The 17146-nt window shown below is 43.7% G+C and carries 17 protein-coding genes; 1 reads left to right on the top strand and 16 read right to left on the bottom strand.

The window, feature by feature from the left end:
• Positions 1–31: 31 nt before the first annotated feature.
• Complete coding sequence (gene topA / locus M3M37_RS02345) at positions 32–2149, bottom strand: type I DNA topoisomerase (protein WP_252795558.1); 2118 nt, start codon at positions 2147–2149, stop codon at positions 32–34.
• A gap of 179 nt (positions 2150–2328) precedes the next feature.
• Entirely contained in the window at positions 2329–2643 is a 315-nt protein-coding gene (locus tag M3M37_RS02340; protein ID WP_252795557.1) for a hypothetical protein, read from the bottom strand.
• A gap of 196 nt (positions 2644–2839) precedes the next feature.
• Here M3M37_RS02340 and M3M37_RS02335 point away from each other — a divergent pair, with 196 nt between their 5' ends.
• Positions 2840–3754 (top strand): hypothetical protein, encoded by a 915-nt coding sequence (locus tag M3M37_RS02335; RefSeq protein ID WP_252795556.1) that lies wholly within the window; start codon positions 2840–2842, stop codon positions 3752–3754.
• Positions 3755–3813: 59 nt separating this feature from the next.
• Here the strand turns inward: M3M37_RS02335 and dprA are convergent, their stop codons facing one another.
• The 14 genes from dprA to M3M37_RS02265 all read right to left on the bottom strand — a co-directional run bounded on the left by dprA (position 3814) and on the right by M3M37_RS02265 (position 17140).
• The gene (gene dprA / locus M3M37_RS02330) at positions 3814–4692 is read right to left on the bottom strand and encodes a DNA-processing protein DprA (RefSeq protein WP_252795555.1); all 879 of its coding nucleotides are present in this window, start codon (positions 4690–4692) and stop codon (positions 3814–3816) included.
• A gap of 32 nt (positions 4693–4724) precedes the next feature.
• Positions 4725–5486, bottom strand: a complete 762-nt coding sequence (locus M3M37_RS02325; protein WP_252795554.1) for a ribonuclease HII — start codon at positions 5484–5486, stop codon at positions 4725–4727.
• Entirely contained in the window at positions 5476–6339 is an 864-nt protein-coding gene (gene ylqF / locus M3M37_RS02320; protein ID WP_252795553.1) for a ribosome biogenesis GTPase YlqF, read from the bottom strand. Before ylqF ends, M3M37_RS02325 begins: the two co-directional genes overlap by 11 nt.
• An 11-nt stretch (positions 6340–6350) precedes the next feature.
• Positions 6351–6572: a YozE family protein gene (locus tag M3M37_RS02315; RefSeq protein ID WP_252767174.1), complete on the bottom strand. Its 222-nt coding sequence runs from the start codon at positions 6570–6572 to the stop codon at positions 6351–6353.
• A gap of 1 nt (position 6573) precedes the next feature.
• Positions 6574–7065 (bottom strand): dihydrofolate reductase, encoded by a 492-nt coding sequence (locus M3M37_RS02310; protein ID WP_252795552.1) that lies wholly within the window; start codon positions 7063–7065, stop codon positions 6574–6576.
• A gap of 12 nt (positions 7066–7077) precedes the next feature.
• Positions 7078–8028 (bottom strand): thymidylate synthase, encoded by a 951-nt coding sequence (locus tag M3M37_RS02305; RefSeq protein ID WP_252795551.1) that lies wholly within the window; start codon positions 8026–8028, stop codon positions 7078–7080.
• A 13-nt stretch (positions 8029–8041) separates the two neighbouring features.
• The gene (locus tag M3M37_RS02300; protein ID WP_252795550.1) at positions 8042–9955 is read right to left on the bottom strand and encodes an ABC-F family ATP-binding cassette domain-containing protein; all 1914 of its coding nucleotides are present in this window, start codon (positions 9953–9955) and stop codon (positions 8042–8044) included.
• A 6-nt stretch (positions 9956–9961) separates the two neighbouring features.
• Complete coding sequence (locus M3M37_RS02295; protein ID WP_252795549.1) at positions 9962–11170, bottom strand: CCA tRNA nucleotidyltransferase; 1209 nt, start codon at positions 11168–11170, stop codon at positions 9962–9964.
• Positions 11171–11283: 113 nt separating this feature from the next.
• A complete protein-coding gene (locus M3M37_RS02290) occupies positions 11284–12546 on the bottom strand; it encodes a tetratricopeptide repeat protein (protein ID WP_252795548.1) in 1263 nt (420 codons plus the stop codon).
• 68 nt (positions 12547–12614) lie between these two features.
• Positions 12615–12890, bottom strand: coding sequence for an HU family DNA-binding protein (locus M3M37_RS02285; protein ID WP_252795547.1), 276 nt, complete (start codon positions 12888–12890; stop codon positions 12615–12617).
• 179 nt (positions 12891–13069) lie between these two features.
• Positions 13070–14377: a ribosome biogenesis GTPase Der gene (der, locus tag M3M37_RS02280; RefSeq protein WP_252795546.1), complete on the bottom strand. Its 1308-nt coding sequence runs from the start codon at positions 14375–14377 to the stop codon at positions 13070–13072.
• A 64-nt stretch (positions 14378–14441) separates the two neighbouring features.
• Positions 14442–15650 (bottom strand): 30S ribosomal protein S1, encoded by a 1209-nt coding sequence (rpsA, locus tag M3M37_RS02275; protein WP_252795545.1) that lies wholly within the window; start codon positions 15648–15650, stop codon positions 14442–14444.
• Between the two features lie 79 nt (positions 15651–15729).
• The gene (gene cmk, locus M3M37_RS02270) at positions 15730–16422 is read right to left on the bottom strand and encodes a (d)CMP kinase (protein ID WP_252795544.1); all 693 of its coding nucleotides are present in this window, start codon (positions 16420–16422) and stop codon (positions 15730–15732) included.
• Positions 16423–16438: 16 nt separating this feature from the next.
• Positions 16439–17140 (bottom strand): LysM peptidoglycan-binding domain-containing protein, encoded by a 702-nt coding sequence (locus tag M3M37_RS02265; RefSeq protein ID WP_252795543.1) that lies wholly within the window; start codon positions 17138–17140, stop codon positions 16439–16441.
• Positions 17141–17146: the final 6 nt, after the last annotated feature.

The following is a 17146-nucleotide window of genomic DNA, read 5'->3' as shown; positions in this document are numbered from 1 at the left end:
GGCTGGTTCGCGAGGAACCGCCTTTGTTAGTTTATTTAATGATACTTTCTTCATAATCGCCATTGGGGCACAGAATTTGCCAACCACCGCGGACCTTTTTGTTGACCAGGAAGTGGTGACACTTGGGACAATCACGACCCACCGGTTTATCCCATGAAACAAAGTCACAATCAGGATAACGGGAACAACCATAAAAGGTCCGTTTTTTCTTAGTCTTGCGCTCAATTACCTGGCCCTGATGACACTTAGGACAAGTAACCCCAATTTCTTTCACAATGGTTTGGGTATTGCGACAATCTGGGAAACGGGAACAAGCAAAGAATTTTCCATACTTCCCCATTTTTTCGACCATCGGAGCCCCACAGATTTCACAGTTAAAGCCAGCCAGTGGCTCTTTAATTTGGACGTCTTCCATTTCCTTTTCAGCATGACTAACTTCTTTGGAAAATGGTTGGTAAAATTCGTTCACTACCGCCACCCATTTCCGCTTGGCCTCTTCAATTTCATCTAGTTGGCCTTCAATGTCAGCCGTAAAATCTACGTTCACAATGTCTGGGAAGTACTCTTCAATCAGTTTATCGACAATTTCTCCCAATTCAGTTGGCACAAAGCGGCGAGCTTCCAGCTTAACGTAATAACGTTTTTGAATCGTCATTAACGTTGGTGCGTATGTAGAAGGCCGACCCACACCGTTTTCTTCTAACGTTTTAATCAAAGCTGCTTCTGTATAGCGAGCTGGCGGCTGGGTAAAATGCTGATCCGGTTGATTGTTAACTAAGCGAACGCTGTCATTCGGTTTTAAATCCGGTAAAACGTTATCCTTTTCTTTGCCGGCGGCATAAACCTTTAGATATCCTTCAAACTTGAGCTTTGATCCATTAGCGCGATAGTTCACACCATTTTGGTCAATGGTAACCGTTTCGGTATCCACGATTGCCGGGGTCATCTGACTCGCCACAAACCGGCTCCAAATCAAATTGTATAACTTGTACTGATCCTTAGTTAGATACTTTTCAATCGATTTGGGCGTCCGCAACACGGACGTTGGTCGAACCGCTTCGTGTGCATCCTGCGCTCCTTCGGGTAATTTACCCTTACGCGGATGGTTAGCTGCATACTCTGCTCCATAATTTTCGTGTAAGAAGGTGGCCGCCTCGTGCTTAGCTCCGGCAGAAATTCGGGTGGAATCCGTCCGCATGTAAGTGATTAATCCTTGGCTACCCTCTTTACCAATGTTAATTCCTTCATAAAGTTGTTGCGCTGCCATCATGGTTCGACCGGTCCGAAACCGGAGCTTTTTGTTGGCATCCTGCTGTAACGTACTGGTGGTAAAGGGGCGAGGTGGTTGTCGTTTCTTTTCCCGTTTTTTTACGTCAGTGATGGTAAAGTCATCCTTCGGATCAATCCGGCTCAAGACTGCCTGAACCGCGTCATTGTTTTTCAACGCCGTTTTTTTTCCGTCTAACCCGTAGAAGCTCGCCTTGAATTGAGAACGTCCCTTTTTAAAGACCCCATCAATGGTCCAGTATTCTTCTGGTTGGAATTTTTGAATTTCTCGCTCTCGTTGAATGATAATCCACAGAGCAACCGATTGTACTCGTCCAGCACTTAGCCCCTTCTTCACCTTTTTCCATAAAATGGGGGAAATTGAGTAACCCACGAGGCGGTCAATGATCCGACGTGCTTGTTGGGCATTCACCAGATTCATATCAATCGTACGGGGATGTTTAAACGCATCCTTGACGGTTTCCTTCGTAATTTCATTAAAGGTTACGCGGTTATGGTCGTTAACATCCAGGTTGAGGATATGCGCCACGTGCCAAGCAATCGCTTCTCCTTCCCGGTCCGGGTCAGATGCCAGAAAGACTTCCTTCGCCTTTTTGGCTTCGGCTTTCAAAGTTTTAATGGTATCACCCTTACCCCGAATGGAAATGTAATCAGGCGTAAAATCATTATCAATTTCAATTCCCATCCGACTTTTCGGTAAATCCCGGATGTGACCTTTACTAGCGATGACGCTGTAAGTCCGGCCGAGATACTTGCTAATCGTTTTTGCCTTAGCTGGAGACTCCACGATGACTAATTTCTTTTTAGTGGTACTCCGTTTTCGTTTGGTTGTTTTCTTTTTTGTCGTTGTTTTAGTGGCCATTCAATTTATCCCTCGTCACTTTTCTACTATATATAAGCTTTCATCACAACCAACGTGCAATGAAATTCTAACAAAGCATATTGCAATTTTTTCTAAGTGTCAAATTAAATACAGCAAGCAAAAAACCTTCCAACTTTAATTGGAAGGCAAACGCATGAACTATCGTCGGTTAAATTAGACTATTTATTCAAAAATTTCCAGATTACTCCACCCATAAAGGCGGCAACCAAAACAAAAATGGAAATTAACAATAAAATTACGTCGGGAACGGATAATCCTAACGTCAAGATAATTCCATAGAACCAAATACTGAAAATCAGAATCACAGTGTCAATGAAACATAAGATTTGCCCACAATCAGCCCAGGCCAGCTTATGGGCCGGCTTCTTTATAAGGCGGTCAATCCCCCATAACAGAGCAGTAATGATCCACAATAAGATGTTCGTAACCGCTAAAAATTCTAATGAATTAACACTAATAAGAAAATTAAACATACTACTTCCCCTTTGCCATTAAAATACTTGCTATTCTCATTATACACATAATTAACGGCTGCTTGGGCTTCTAAGTCTTATTGATAAAAACTGGCCAGTGGTTTATCCGAAAAGATAAGTGTAAAATTATTAATTAACGTCAATTAATGACAAATGACTGACTAGTAATCATTGTAATTCTGTAAGGAGGATTGGTATGTTTTCGAACATCCGTAAACCCAAATTAAATAATCACTTTGCCATCTATTTCATGTTGTACAATTTAATTATGATTTTGCTCATGATTGTTCCCTACATCATCATTATTTATGGATTTGCTAGTGGCAAATATATTCCCGTCGATCCGTTAAGCGTAATTAAAGCTAACTTAGTGAATCTCGTTAAAGTCGTTTTCAATAATTCATTTACTATTTTTTCAATTTTTGCCATTCTGACACCGGTAATCTCAGTCCTGAAATTTTACAACAACTATAAAAATTCAGAAACGCATAATGTGTCACTAAGCAATCCCATCAAACTCATTAATGTTCTTTACCATAAACAAGATGTGACCTTTTTGTTTGTCTTAGCCATTTCGATTGTTTTGATTCCCCTACTAAATTACTTTTATTCCTATTATTTGCTCCGTTTGTTTTTCTTGATTCTGATTTCGTGTCTTCCCATTTTTCTCCGTTTACCCACGGTAATTGGAATTGTACTAATTAGTATTATTTGTCTTTGTTTACTGCTAATCGTGCTCGTCTTATTCCTAGCCTCGTTTCACCTGCTGTTTAAACTAATTGTCCCTTTCATGAAACGTCTCTTTTTCCCCAATACTTATTTGCCCCTGCTAGAAATTAACGAAAAAAAATATTGTATTGTTGGAAACGATCAGGAGTATTTTTTCTTAATTAAGCTAAACGAGCGATACATGGAAGCCACTAAAAATAACCAAATTCCTAATCCTGACCTTAGTAACTTCACAGACACCAATCAAATATACCTGTTTCCACGCGAAAAATTTACCGATAAACGGATTAAATACTTTAAGATTCAAATTCATTTCTTGCGTCCCTACATTAAAAATTTTAAAAACGGACAATTAGAAGTCAAGGTGTTAACTTCTCTTTAAATTATTTTCGGTTGTCTAAAAAAGATGCTAGCCAATGGTTAGCATCTTTTTTTCATGATTTAAAGCATAATTCGTCCTAACAAATCCTGCGTATCAATGCACGGTTGCGCACCCGCCGCAATTAATTCATTGGCACCTAAAGATAGTTGACTGTTGATGTTACCTGGAATGGCTAGTACATCTCGATTCGACTGTAACGCTAGGCTCGCCGTGATCAAACTTCCTGATTTCTTGCGGGCTTCCACGACTAGCAGTTTTTGGCAGAGACCGGCAATAATTCGATTCCGTTCCACAAACTGGTACCGGCGGGGACCGGCTCCTTTGGGATATTCCGTAATCACCAGTTGGTGCTGGGCTAAGTCACGTTGTAGATTTCGATTAGTAGCTGGATAGTAGTGATCTAAACCCGTTCCTAAAACGGCCACGGTTTTCCCGTGATACGCCAAAGCTAACTGATGCCCGAGTGTATCAACTCCCGCCGCTAGTCCAGAAACAATTAAGTAGCGGCTTACCACCTCACTTGTAACCGTGCGCTTTAAGGATTTCACCGCGTATGCTGAACAGTTCCGGGAGCCTACAATCCCTAATACCGGAGTATTCGTTAGGCACTGCCAATTGCCCGCGTAAAATAAGACAATCGGTGGCAAAAAAATTTCTTTAAGTTGTTCTGGATATTCAGCATCTAAAATCGTCAGCCACCCACCTTGTTGATTGGCACGGACCCGTTCGGTTAGTTCGGGAGTCAAAAAATGGTGAATGAAAGGACTAGTTTTCAGCCGGTGTTTTCGCAGTAAAGCCGCCAATGGTTGTAATAAGCCGGCTAGTGAATAACGGCTAAAATGCTGTTCTTGTAGTAACCATTCATAAATTAAACTTTCACCCTTTAATCCCACACCGGGACATAGTTTAACCCGTAGTAAAAATTCTCGTTTATCCATCGTCGTTCTCCCCTTTTAGAAGAGATACGTAGTTAACGGCCCAAATCACGCACGGGTGCAAAACTTTTTCGATGAATCGGCGTCGCGCCAAATTGCCGTAACGCCTGTAAATGTTCCTTAGTCCCATAGCCATCGTTATGGTCAAAACCGTACTCTGGATATTGGGCTGCGTACTTAATCATGAGATCATCCCGTGCAACCTTAGCCAGGATGCTGGCTGCAGCGATACTAGCTGATTTAGCGTCTCCCTTGATTAACTTGGTTTGGGGTAAATCGGTATTAATGACCATGGCATCGACCAAGAGGTGTTCGGAAGTCGGTTGCAATTGTTCAACCGCTTGCTTCATTCCCAGGCGACTGGCTTCGTAAATATTAATTTGATCAATCGTTTGGGGACTAATGCTCACTAATTGGTAAGCAACAGCTGCTTGCTTAATTAATGGTGCCAGGATGCGCCGTTCGTGGTCAGTGAGTTGCTTGGAATCGTTAACGTTCACTAACGCAAAATCATGGGGTAAAATCACGGCTCCGATAACAACCGGACCAGCTAACGGTCCTCGGCCTACTTCATCCACGCCCGCAACGGATTGAATTCCTTGCTGCCACAGTTCTTTTTCAAAGTGTAACCGTTGTTCAAAAGCAGCTTTTGCTTCTCGTTGCTTGGTTAACCGACGTTTGGTTTGCTGCACTAAGCGCTGGACTCCCTTGCGTGGATCAGCTTCATAAGCTACTAATTGAGGATCCGTTTCCGTCGTTACTTGAGCCAGTACTTCCTTAACTTCACTAATTTTCATCGGAATCTAAATCCTGAGGGTCATCCAGCGTAAAGCGCCCGAGTTTGCCCTTGCGGACGTCATTAATAATTCGATCGGAGGCTCGTTCGTAGTCATCACGCATTCCTAAGTTAGCGGTAATGGTCAGCAATAGATCAGGATCCGGAAGAGTTAAATCAGCATCAGTAAGCCGATACCGCTTCATTAGTTCCGCGCGGTGATGAGCTTTAAAAAAGCGAAGGGCGTATAATGCCACATCATCACTATGATAGGAACTTTCCCGAATTGCCCCCGTCAAAGCTAATTTTTCGGCTACCGTCTGATTTTGAAATTTCGGCCACAAAATTCCCGGAGTATCCAACAGTTCTAAGTGACCGTTACCGGTTAACCACTGTTGCCCCTTCGTTACTCCCGGTCGGTTACCCACCGGAGCCGAACGCCGTTTAACCAGCTGATTTAAGAGAGTAGATTTACCCACGTTAGGCACACCCACGCAAATGGCCTTCAAACTCTTTCGCTCTAACCCCCGTTCACTCTGGGCCGTTAGTTTACTGGTTAACTGATCCTGAGCAGCTTTTTCAATTTTTTTTGCCACCCCACTGACCTTCGAATCCACCGCTAGCGCCGCAAACCCCTGCTGGCGAAAGTAAGCTAACCATTGCTGCGTCAGATTAGGATTGGCCAAGTCCGCCTTGGTTAAAATCATGAGCCGGGGCTTACCCTGACTAATCCGACTAACTTCGGGATTGATGGAAGTAAATGGAATTCGCGCATCGACTAATTCAAACACAATGTCAACCAGTTTGATGTTTTCTTCAAACTGGCGAATGGCCTTCGCCATGTGGCCGGGGAACCATTGAATGTTACTCTGCATAACCTGCCTCCTTAATTTAGATAAGCGAGGTACTTCTGCCAAGCATCGTCAAAGATGGTGAGGCTTGGCAAATAACCTGCATTTTCCTCTAAGTATTTCGAGATTTCGTCGAAATTATCAGTGTGTTTGGGAAAGCTTTGGTCAAAAAAGGCATTGTTGGCAAACTCCGCAATTTCATCATGACTGTTGGGATTACGTTCGGTCATTAAATATTCGTAAAAACTTTTTCGCATACTATGCTTCCTTTCGACGCCAAATTTCAAAATGGTGCGGATATTGAGAGTCGGTTGCTCCCGGCCGTTCTTGGATCAGTTCAAACTGAGAATAATCAATTTGGGGCATCCAGGTATCGCCAGCCACATCGGCATCAATGACTGTACGATACAACTGATCGACATTTGGGAGCAATGCCTTAAAAACTTGACTCCCCCCGACTACGAAAATAAGCTCGTCCTGATGCTCATTTGCATATTGCAAGAAACTACTTGTAGTTGGAAAGACCTCCACTCCCGTTGGGAAACAATCCGCTGGTTGCCGGGTTAATATCATGTTTTTGCGATGAGGAAGCGGGCGACCGAAGCTCGCAAACGTCCGGCTTCCCGCTAAAATCGGATGACCAGTGGTTTGCTCTTTAAAAAAGTGCATATCATCAGGAAGGTGCCATGGTAACGTTCCGTCTTTACCAATCACGTGCTGGTGCGCTTCTGCCCAAATAAATGCTAACATTACTAATCCCTCCTAAACGGCCACTGCCCCTTTGATGCGCGGATGGTGGTGATAATTTTCGATTTTAATATCATCAATGTCATAATCAAAAATACTTTGTTTCTCCGGATTTAACCATAGTTGAGGAGCTGGATATGGAGTTCGCGTTAGTTGCTCTTGGACTTGGACCACGTGATTTTGGTAAATATGAGCGTCACCCAAGGTATGGATGAATTCGCCTGGTACTAAGCCACACTCCTTGGCAATTAAACTAGTTAACAATGCATAACTAGCAATGTTAAACGGCACGCCTAGGAAAATATCTCCACTCCTTTGGTACAGTTGACAACTTAACTTGCCATCATTTACATAAAATTGAAACAGCGTATGACACGGCGGTAAAGCCACGTCATCAACGTCTCCCGGATTCCAAGCAGAAACAATCAAACGCCGGGAATCTGGATTAGTTTTAATCTGTTCAATTACCTTTTGAATTTGATCCACCGTTTGGCCGTCAGCAGTTTGCCAACTACGCCACTGACTTCCATAGACCAAGCCTAGATCACCATAACGAGCGGCAAAATCTGCATCAGCCAGAATTTGTTGACAGAACCACTCTTTTTGCTTCAGATACTCTGCTTTAAACTCCGGATCAGTTTGGGACCGTAAGCCAAAGTCAGTCATATCAGGTCCTTGGTATTCATCAGATTCAACCCAGTTTTTAAAGGCCCATTCGTCCCAGATGTGGTTATTGTTTTGAAGCAGATACCGGATGTTAGTATCACCCCGTAAGAACCAGAGTAATTCGCTCTTAATTAACCGAAACGGAACGCTTTTAGTTGTGAGTAAAGGAAATCCTTCTGCCAGGTTAAAACGCATTTGATAACCAAAGCAACTAATGGTCCCGGTCCCCGTCCGATCACCCTTGGCTTGGCCGTTTTCAAGCACAAACCGGGCTAAGTTTAGATACTGTTCTTCTAGCATTCGTTCCTCCGTCCTAGTCCTGATCCACGTACTGACTTAAATAGTCCCAGCGTTCGACTAACTGATCACCCTGGGCATTTAAATCGTCTAGTTGTCGTTGTAGTTCTGCTAACTTGTTATAATCCGCGGCATTTTGCTGCATTTCCGTTTGCACCTTGGTCACGGCTGCTTCGTTATCGGCCAGTTTTTGGTCCATTTGCTCCCACTCTAATTTTTCCGCGTAGGTTAACTTGGTTTTAGACTGGGATTTCTTATCCGAAGCGCCTGGTTTTTGTTTTGCAGCTGTTTGTCGTTTGACCGCGCTCTCTTCCGCTTTCGTTTGTTGTTGCTGTTCTGCTAGGTAGCCAGACAATGATCCTGTATAGCGATTAATTTGCGCGTCACCCTTAAACATCAACAGGTGATCGGCAACCTTATCCAAAAAATAACGATCATGAGACACCGTAATCGTCGTTCCGTTAAAGTTTTCAATGTAGTTTTCTAAAACGGTCAACGTACTAATGTCCAAGTTATTGGTTGGTTCATCTAGTAACAAGACATTCGGTTGTTCCATTAGCAATTTGAGCAAATAGAGGCGTCGTTTTTCACCACCAGAAAGCTTGCGAATCAAAGTTCCATGGGTCGATTTGGGAAACAGGAACTGTTCCAGCAAATTCGTAACGCTAATCTGATTGCCATCCTTGTCCACAACTTTTTGACCCACATCCGTTAAGTAACTAATGACTCGCTTATCCTCTGGGATTGGTTCCATTTGCTGGGTGTAGTATCCCAATTTCACCGTTTCACCAAGTTCAATGGTTCCGGAATCTAGGGGTAACTTCCCGGCAATCGCATTTAAAAAACTGGATTTCCCGGTCCCATTTTCCCCACTAATCCCCAGACGTTGGCCGTTTTGGACGATTAAATTAAAGTCCCGCAAAATCGGATGATCGGCCACGGTAAGGTTGACGTCCTTCATTTCAATTACCTTTTTACCTAAGCGTTGCTGCCCCATGCTGATGTTTACGTCTTCTTCAACGGGGGTTCCTTGATCAACCTCTTGTTTGAGTTCCTGGAACCGTTCAATTCGAGCATTTTGCTTGGTAGATCGCGCCTTTGCACCGGCTTTCATCCATTGTAATTCTTGTTTATATAGTTGTTGCTGTTTATGTCCCGCTGCGATTTCTTGATCCACCCGTTCGGCCTTTTTGGCTACGTAGGTTTGATAGTTCCCCTCGTATTCGTGTAACTTTCCAAACGAGAGTTCCCAAATGTGGTTGGTAACCTGGTCTAAGAAGTAGCGATCATGGGTAACTACCAGTAACGAACCGTGATAACGACTCAGGTATTGCTCTAACCAGGCAATCGAATCAAAGTCCAAGTGGTTGGTCGGTTCATCCAGTAATAACAGGTTGGGTGCTTGAATTAAAACCTGGGCTAGGCCCACCCGCTTTTGCATTCCCCCAGACATCGTTTTAATCGTTTGGTTCAAGTCCGTGATTTTAAGCTGGGTTAAAATTGTTTTAACTTGGCTCTCAGCCGTCCAAGCATCCATCTCGTTCATCTTGGCCTCAGCTGCGAGGTAGGCTCGTTCCGCATCGGCAGATTCAGGATGAGCGGAGTAAGCGGCCAATGTATCTTCATACCACCGAATCACCCGAAAGATGGCCTGATTACCAGCAAACACGGCTTCTAACACCGTTTTATCTGCTGGTAATTCCGGATGCTGTTTTAAATAACCAATGGTATAGATTTTGGAAGTAATAATTTCGCCGGTCACGTCATGATCTAACTGGGCAATAGCATTTAAAAGCGAGGATTTCCCACTTCCGTTGGTCCCAATCAGACCAATTCGATCGTGCTCGTTAATGATAAAATTTAAATCATGGAAAAGCGTTTTTTCTCCATAGGTTTTCGTTAAATGTTCGGCTCGTAACGTTTCTACCATCCTTTTTTATGCCTCACTTTGAGTTTGTGCGGCTGTCAACAATTGATTTTGCTCGTTTGCAATTGTTCCAGCCACTACTTGTTGTTCTAATTGATTTAAGAGTTGTCCTAAATGGGGACCGGGCTTAATTCCAGCTTGAATGAGTTGCTTCCCGTTAATGGCCAGCTCATGCTTATTGTGAATCGGAAGTTGCTTGTAGCGCTGTTGTAACGATTGATTTTCATCAGCATGTCCCAATACCACGGCTACTTGCGCGGCCGTAGCCAAGTTCTGAGCTCCAGTTTCATACAACTGCCAATTCGTTAGCTGGTGGTCTAACAGTGACCGTACAGCCATTGTCACACTGGTAACCGCCGCCATGAGTTGCTTAGAACTCTTCCAAGCCTGGAGCGTTTTGCGAATCTGCGGAGCATCCCAGCCTAAACTAAATGCCAACCAACTCCAAACTTGCGTTTCGTCTACCAATTGCTGGGCTAACGGGCGCTTAACCAATGCGGTAACTGAATCAATCTCATCCTTTAAAACCGGGACATACCGAAGTAAATCAGTCGTCAGCATCTGTTGCAGGCCACGTAAGGGTGCAATGCCTAATAACATTTTGACAAATTCCACGTGAATCCGTTCCACCGCAATCCTTTCTAACAGCGGACTATTGGTCTGAATGGCCGCCATCGTGGCTGCTTCAATTGTAAAATCTAGTTGACTGCCAAAGCGAACCGCCCGCATCATTCGTAGGGCATCCTCATGAAACCGTTCGGTAGGATTCCCCACTGCCCGAATGATGTGGTGGTGTAAATCAGAGATTCCAGAAAAGAGGTCAATAACCTCCCCGTTTTCACGCATGGCCAAGGCATTCACCGTAAAATCCCGGCGCATCAGGTCTTCCTTTAAAGAACGCACAAAGGTCACCTGGTCCGGTCGGCGGTAGTCCTGATAACCAGATTCAGTTCGAAAGGTCGTAATCTCGTAGCTGTGCTTGTGATGTAACACGGTCACGGTACCGTGTTCAATTCCGGTATCAATCGTCCGCGGAAAGATTTGTTTGATTTCGGCCGGATATGCCGACGTCGCTAAATCCACGTCATGAATCGGGAGGTTTAATAAGGTATCACGAACGCTGCCCCCGACAAAATAGGCTTCATAACCATGTTCTTCAATCACTTGTAATACTTGCTGAGCCCCAATGAAGGCGGCTGGTAATTTTTCGATGCGCAACCACTGCCACTTCTTTCTCGTCTTTTTGTTAATTATACCAAGAAACTAGCTTAATTTGTCCCTTGACAATGAAAGCCGCACTGCGAACGGCAATGCGGCTTTCATTTTGGGGCTTATTGTTCCTCTAAATCCTCTAACATGTAAATCATTTCGTCATCATTAGGCGCTAACTTAACGTACCGACGTAACAGCGGTAAGGTTGCCTGAACTTCGCCTGTTTCTCTGAGGAATAAAATGTATTCCTTTAAAAACTCTGGATCGTCTTTGAAGCTCGGATAGGCCTGCTCATAATCACTAGCAGCCGCATCCCAATTTTCTAACCGGGCGTTGGCAACCGCTAAATCCCAGTCTAACTGACCATCGGTTTCGTGGTCCTGACGATAAGGATCTAAAAGATCTACGACCGCTTGATTTTGCTGGTTACGTAAATAAGCAGCGGCTAGTTGCGTAATCACCGCTAAATTATCTGGATTAGCCTCGTGTCCACGTTGTAAGTAATCGATGGCTAATGCAGAATCGCCCTGTTGTTCGGCTAATTTCGCCGTTAACAGGTACAGGGCCACATTATACTCATCAACGCCAATTCCCTCCTGATAGACGCGTAAGGCTGCCTCAAGCTGATGATCCGCCTCTAACGCCTGCCCTAAATAGGGGTATAACGAACTGTACTGCGGATCAGTATCCCGTAACGTCTCAAACATGGCAATGGCCTTTTTAAAGTCGCCAAGCTGGAAATAGGTAAAGCCCGTTTCAAATTGCACGTCAGGAGACATTTCGCTGGGCTGAATCTGTTCTAAATAACCAATTGCGTTCTCAAAGTTGCCCACGTTGGCATAGGCCACCCCAATCCGTTCCACGAGGTTCACGTTTGAAATGTTTAACTGCCCACTCTTAATTAAATCAAGGTATAAGGGAATGACTTCGGCATATTTTCCCTCCGAAAAGTAAAGTTCGGCTAACGCAAATTTTACCACCGGTTCATCCGGAGCAATTCGAGTGGCTTCCTTCAGTTTTTGTTCACTAACGACCGTTAGTCCCTGAGTTTGGTATAAATCCGCTTGTCCTAACAGGGAATTTAGGTAGAACTCTGAATCGGGTTGAATCTGGTGGAGATAATCCAAAGCTTCATCGGTTTCATCCTGGGCAATCAAAATATCCGCAATGTAAGTCCGCAGCTGGTCCTCATCTGGATATTGCTTTAATAGTTGCCGGTACAGCTGCAAAGCGTCGTCAGCAAACCCTAACGAGTAGATTTCTTCTGCCAACGAAAACAAGAGATCGCTTTCATCATTTTCTTCTGCTAATTCTAAGTTTTTTTGGTATCCCTCTAAATCATGATTTTGAAGCGCATCTAGCGCTTGTTCTGAATAACTCATTGTCAACCTCTCTTTTCTAACAAAAAAAGCCAGTTCGCACATGCGAACCGACTTCTGCTAAATAGAGTTTATTTAACAGCATCCTTTAAAGCTTTACCAGGTTTAAAGGCAGGTACTTTACTTGCAGGGATTTCAATTTCCTTACCAGTTTGTGGGTTACGTCCTTTACGTGCAGCACGTTCACGAACTTCAAAACTACCAAAACCGATTAATTGAACACGTTCACCTTTTGCAAGTTGTGCTTGGATTGCATCAAAAACAGCGTCCATCGCTGCCGTAGCATCCTTTTTAGTTAAACCAGTTGCTTGTGCAACATCGTCTACTAATTCTGCTTTGTTGGCCATGAGTGATTCACCTCCTGAAAAGATGTTTGAAATTCAAACATCGACTTCTAAGTGTTCTCATATAATCAGAACACTAGATGACACAATACAAGCATCATCTCGTATTTAAAGATAGCACACGGAAACCGTGATTGCAACGGCATTTTAACACAATCTTAAGGGATTATAGTTAACAAGCCCTATTTTCGGCTTCGAGCAATAATATGAATGGGGGTCCCAGTGAAGTCAAAGTTTTTTCGAATTTGGTTTTCCAAGTACCGTTTGTACGAGAAGTGGAGTAACTCCGGATCATTGACAAACACCACGATGGTGGGCGGCGCGGTGGCTACTTGAGTTGCGTAGTAAATCCGCAGTTTCCGAGTTTTAATCGTTGGAGTCGGTGTCATGGCCACGGCATCCATGATAACTTCATTCAAAGTTGACGAACTAATTCTTTTATCATGGTTGGCATTAACTCGTTCAATTAATTCTGGCAGTTGTTGTAACCGCTGCTTCGTTTTAGCGGACACAAAAATAATCGGCGCATAATCCAAATACTTAAATTCCAGCCGAATTTGAGCCTCAAACTGTTTCTGCGTGTGATTATCCTTCTTTAAGGTATCCCACTTGTTAACTACAATAATGATCCCCTTACCGGCTTCATGGGCATAGCCGGCCACTCGCTTATCTTGTTCGCGAATTCCTTCTTCAGCGTTTAACACGACCAACACAACGTTACTCTCGTCAATCGCCTTCATGGCTCGCATCACGCTATATTTTTCGGTTTTTTCGTAAACCTTCCCGCGCTTTCTAATTCCCGCGGTATCGACAATGGTGAATTCCTGACCATCGTGAACAAACTTGGTGTCAATCGCATCTCGAGTGGTTCCAGCCACTTCAGATACAATTACCCGTTGGTCACCTAAAATGGCGTTAACCAGGGATGACTTGCCCACGTTGGGTCGGCCAATCAGGCTAAAGCGAATACTATCATCTGGTGCTGGATCTGGGACTTCAGGGAAATTCTTAATTACTTCATCGAGTAAATCACCCAATCCGAGTCCATGGGCCCCTGAAATCGGATTCGGATCCCCAAAACCGAGGGCGTAAAAATCATAAATGTTCGCTCGACTCTCGAAGTTATCAATTTTGTTAACCGCAAGCACAACTGGCTTATCAGCACGATACAACAATTGTGCGACCCGTTCGTCCGCATCTGTGATTCCTTGGCGCCCGTTCACCATAAAGATGATGACGTCTGCTTCATCGATGGCAACTTCAGCTTGTGCTGTAATTTGTTGCATAAACGGTTGGTCAAAAACTTCAATTCCTCCGGTATCAATCAAATTAAAATTATGGCCGAGCCATTCGCCGTGCGCGTAAATTCGATCTCGAGTTACCCCTGGAGTATCCTCGACAATCGAAATTCGTTCTCCGGCAATGCGGTTAAAGATGGTGGATTTCCCCACGTTCGGTCGTCCCACGATTGCAACGGTTGGATTTGCCATTTTGTTACCTCCTTTTTAAAATAAAAAAATCCTTCATTTTGCAATGAAGGACTTTTTTAATTAATTAGTTTTGCGAATTAATGTCTCCACCTAAGATATCACCTAAAGTAAAGCCACTTTCTTCTTCAGGAGCGTTTGCAGTTGAGTTATCGTCAACGTTGTGCTTAGGAGCTTGTTTGTGCTCTTCAGCAGGAGCTTCTTCTAATGCTTTCATTGACAATGCTAACCGGTGTTCTTCTGGATCAATTGAAAGAACCTTCACTTTGATATCTTCGCCAGACTTCAATGCATCACTTGGCTTGTCAATGTGTTTGTGAGAAATTTGGGAGATGTGAACTAATCCTTCCACACCAGGGAAGACTTCCACGAAAGCTCCAAAGTCAACTAAACGTTTTACTTTTCCGTCTAAGACACTACCAACTGGTGCTTTTTCTTCGATGTCATCCCAAGGACCTGGTTGTAATTGTTTGATGGAAAGTGAAATCCGGTCGCGGTCTGGATCAACAGAAAGCACCTTAACCTTAACTTTTTCGCCAACTTCTAAGACGTCAGCAGCTTTGCTAACGTGATCATAGGAAATTTCAGAAATGTGAACTAATCCGTCCATTCCGCCTAAATCAATGAAAGCTCCAAAGTTAGTTAAACGAGCAACTGTTCCTTCAATAACGTCACCCGGCTTAATTGAGCTCATAATCTTTTCACGAGCCGCAGCACGATCCTTTTCAGCAATGGCACGATGAGAAAGAATTAACCGGTTTTCTTCCGGAACAACCTCGATAATTTTAACTTCTAATTCTTGACCCTTGTATTGGTTCAAATCACTAACAAAGTGGTCAGTAATCATTGAAGCAGGAATAAAACCACGTACACCATCAGCATTAACTACTAATCCACCCTTAACTGGACGGGTTACTTTAACAGTAATGGTTTCATCTTTTTCAGCTTTTTCCTTGATTTCATCCCAAACCTTCAAAGCTTCTAAGCGACGAATTGAAAGTAAGTAACTACCGTTTTCCTTGTCGTCACCAATTTTGGAAACAACGACAACCTTAACTTGGTCACCTACTTTATAGTTATCAGCAATGTTTTCGTCTGGATCTCCGGAAACTTCGCGACGCGGAATCACACCTTCGACACCGGCCCCTTCGATTCCGACCATTAATTGTTGATCATTATCAACGGCTAAAATCTCACCGTCCACAACGTCCCCAACGTTTACCTGCTTGATATTATCAAGCGCATCTAATAATTGTTTGTTTTCATTTTCACTCATCAAACATTTCCTCCTTGAAACTACTCTACGACCATTTTATCCTACTTGATTGTAGAATACCAGTAAAATATCACGAACCTTAATTATTTTTTACTTCCGCGAGCTTTTCTTGGATTAATTCAGCAATTTGATTAACTACCTGCTCAATGGAAAGAGTAGTCGTGTCAATTTCAACTGCATCTGCAGCCCTTTGTAAAGGAGAAACGGCTCGATGAGAATCCTTGTAATCACGTTCAGCGATTTCTGCCTGCAAATCAACTAAGCTGGTCGTAATGCCCTTGGCCTGATTTTCTAGATAACGCCGCTCCGCTCGTTGCTTCACGCTGGCAACCAAGAAAATTTTAACCTCTGCATCCGGAAGGACAGTCGTGCCAATGTCACGACCATCCATCACCACTCCACCGGCTCGGGCAATTTCTTGCTGTCGATCTACGAGTGCTTCTCTAATCTTCGGCAGCGCCGCAACCGTTGAAACGTTATTGGTCACTAACTCAGAACGAATGGCCTCTGTCACTTCATGCTGATTGGCAAACACATGCTGCACCGGTTCTCCTGGTTGAAACGTGATTTGGGTTTGTTCTAATAGTTGTAAAACTCGTTCTTCATCAGTTAAGTCCACTCCTGCCTGTAACGCTACCAGCGTAACAGTCCGATACATGGCACCCGTATCAACATATACATACGAAAATCGTTGCGCCACAATCTTAGCCACGGTACTTTTACCGGCCGAAGCTGGTCCATCAATGGCAACTTGTAATCCTTTTTGGTGCATCCTCATCCATCCTCAACTATCTAATTCTTAATTTTTGTCCTGGCATAATTACACTTTGTGATGTAAGGCCGTTGAGTTGTTCCAATTTTTGCATACTAATCCCAGCATTTTGGGCAACCCGGTATAACCCTTCGTGACTTTGAACCACAATGTAATCCTTTGAATTCGAATTGGAGTTCGGATTTGTATCAGAAGTAGTCTGTTGCTTGGTCGTGTTATCTTGATTCGTTTGGGCGGTAGTCGTTCCAGTTTGGTTAGTCGTTGTTTGCTTGGCTGGTGCTACTGCAGAACTAGTCGTTGCTGTTTGATTAGTCGTATCTGCCTGGCTCCCCTCTGCTTCTGGTTGCGTAGCATCATTCGAATTAGCACTATCAGTGGTTTTAGTCGTAGTTGCTTTCTTCTTTTCTGTGGTCTTTTTCGCTTTTTGCTTGGATGCTTTCTTAGTAGTTTTAGGTTCCGTTTGTTTGGGGTTGTTTAAACTATTTTGCTGCGACATCCCAAAGGCCAATGCAAATAGTGCAATTAAGACCACCATAGAAATCAGAATCGTCACAATGACTTTAACGTTGCCCCGACGTTTTCTCCGCGCCATTCGTGATGAATTCTTATCTGGCTTTTTCCCCTTTAATTCTGAATTATCTGCTGCCGCCGTTGGTTTTTCGTCAAACGACTGTTCCCACGGCTGACCAGCTTGCTCTGGCTTCTCTCGTTTATCCATTTTTCA

The organism is Fructilactobacillus carniphilus (genome assembly GCF_024029675.1).
Taxonomy (GTDB): domain Bacteria; phylum Bacillota; class Bacilli; order Lactobacillales; family Lactobacillaceae; genus Fructilactobacillus; species Fructilactobacillus carniphilus.
Note: the sequence above shows the minus strand (reverse complement) of the source record. Positions and strands in the feature narration are given on the sequence as shown.

What these genes read in the sequence shown, in the direction of transcription:
- M3M37_RS02300 (WP_252795550.1), bottom strand. Translation starts at nt 9,955, where the DNA reads ATGGTAGAAACGTTACGAGCCGAACATTTAACGAAAACCTATGGAGAA.
- M3M37_RS02315 (WP_252767174.1), bottom strand. Translation starts at nt 6,572, where the DNA reads ATGCGAAAAAGTTTTTACGAATATTTAATGACCGAACGTAATCCCAAC.
- M3M37_RS02290 (WP_252795548.1), bottom strand. Translation starts at nt 12,546, where the DNA reads ATGAGTTATTCAGAACAAGCGCTAGATGCGCTTCAAAATCATGATTTA.
- M3M37_RS02265 (WP_252795543.1), bottom strand. Translation starts at nt 17,140, where the DNA reads ATGGATAAACGAGAGAAGCCAGAGCAAGCTGGTCAGCCGTGGGAACAG.
- topA (WP_252795558.1), bottom strand. Translation starts at nt 2,149, where the DNA reads ATGGCCACTAAAACAACGACAAAAAAGAAAACAACCAAACGAAAACGG.
- M3M37_RS02310 (WP_252795552.1), bottom strand. Translation starts at nt 7,065, where the DNA reads ATGTTAGCATTTATTTGGGCAGAAGCGCACCAGCACGTGATTGGTAAA.
- M3M37_RS02305 (WP_252795551.1), bottom strand. Translation starts at nt 8,028, where the DNA reads ATGCTAGAAGAACAGTATCTAAACTTAGCCCGGTTTGTGCTTGAAAAC.
- M3M37_RS02325 (WP_252795554.1), bottom strand. Translation starts at nt 5,486, where the DNA reads ATGAAAATTAGTGAAGTTAAGGAAGTACTGGCTCAAGTAACGACGGAA.
- M3M37_RS02340 (WP_252795557.1), bottom strand. Translation starts at nt 2,643, where the DNA reads ATGTTTAATTTTCTTATTAGTGTTAATTCATTAGAATTTTTAGCGGTT.
- der (WP_252795546.1), bottom strand. Translation starts at nt 14,377, where the DNA reads ATGGCAAATCCAACCGTTGCAATCGTGGGACGACCGAACGTGGGGAAA.
- M3M37_RS02335 (WP_252795556.1), top strand. Translation starts at nt 2,840, where the DNA reads ATGTTTTCGAACATCCGTAAACCCAAATTAAATAATCACTTTGCCATC.
- ylqF (WP_252795553.1), bottom strand. Translation starts at nt 6,339, where the DNA reads ATGCAGAGTAACATTCAATGGTTCCCCGGCCACATGGCGAAGGCCATT.
- rpsA (WP_252795545.1), bottom strand. Translation starts at nt 15,650, where the DNA reads ATGAGTGAAAATGAAAACAAACAATTATTAGATGCGCTTGATAATATC.
- cmk (WP_252795544.1), bottom strand. Translation starts at nt 16,422, where the DNA reads ATGCACCAAAAAGGATTACAAGTTGCCATTGATGGACCAGCTTCGGCC.
- dprA (WP_252795555.1), bottom strand. Translation starts at nt 4,692, where the DNA reads ATGGATAAACGAGAATTTTTACTACGGGTTAAACTATGTCCCGGTGTG.
- M3M37_RS02285 (WP_252795547.1), bottom strand. Translation starts at nt 12,890, where the DNA reads ATGGCCAACAAAGCAGAATTAGTAGACGATGTTGCACAAGCAACTGGT.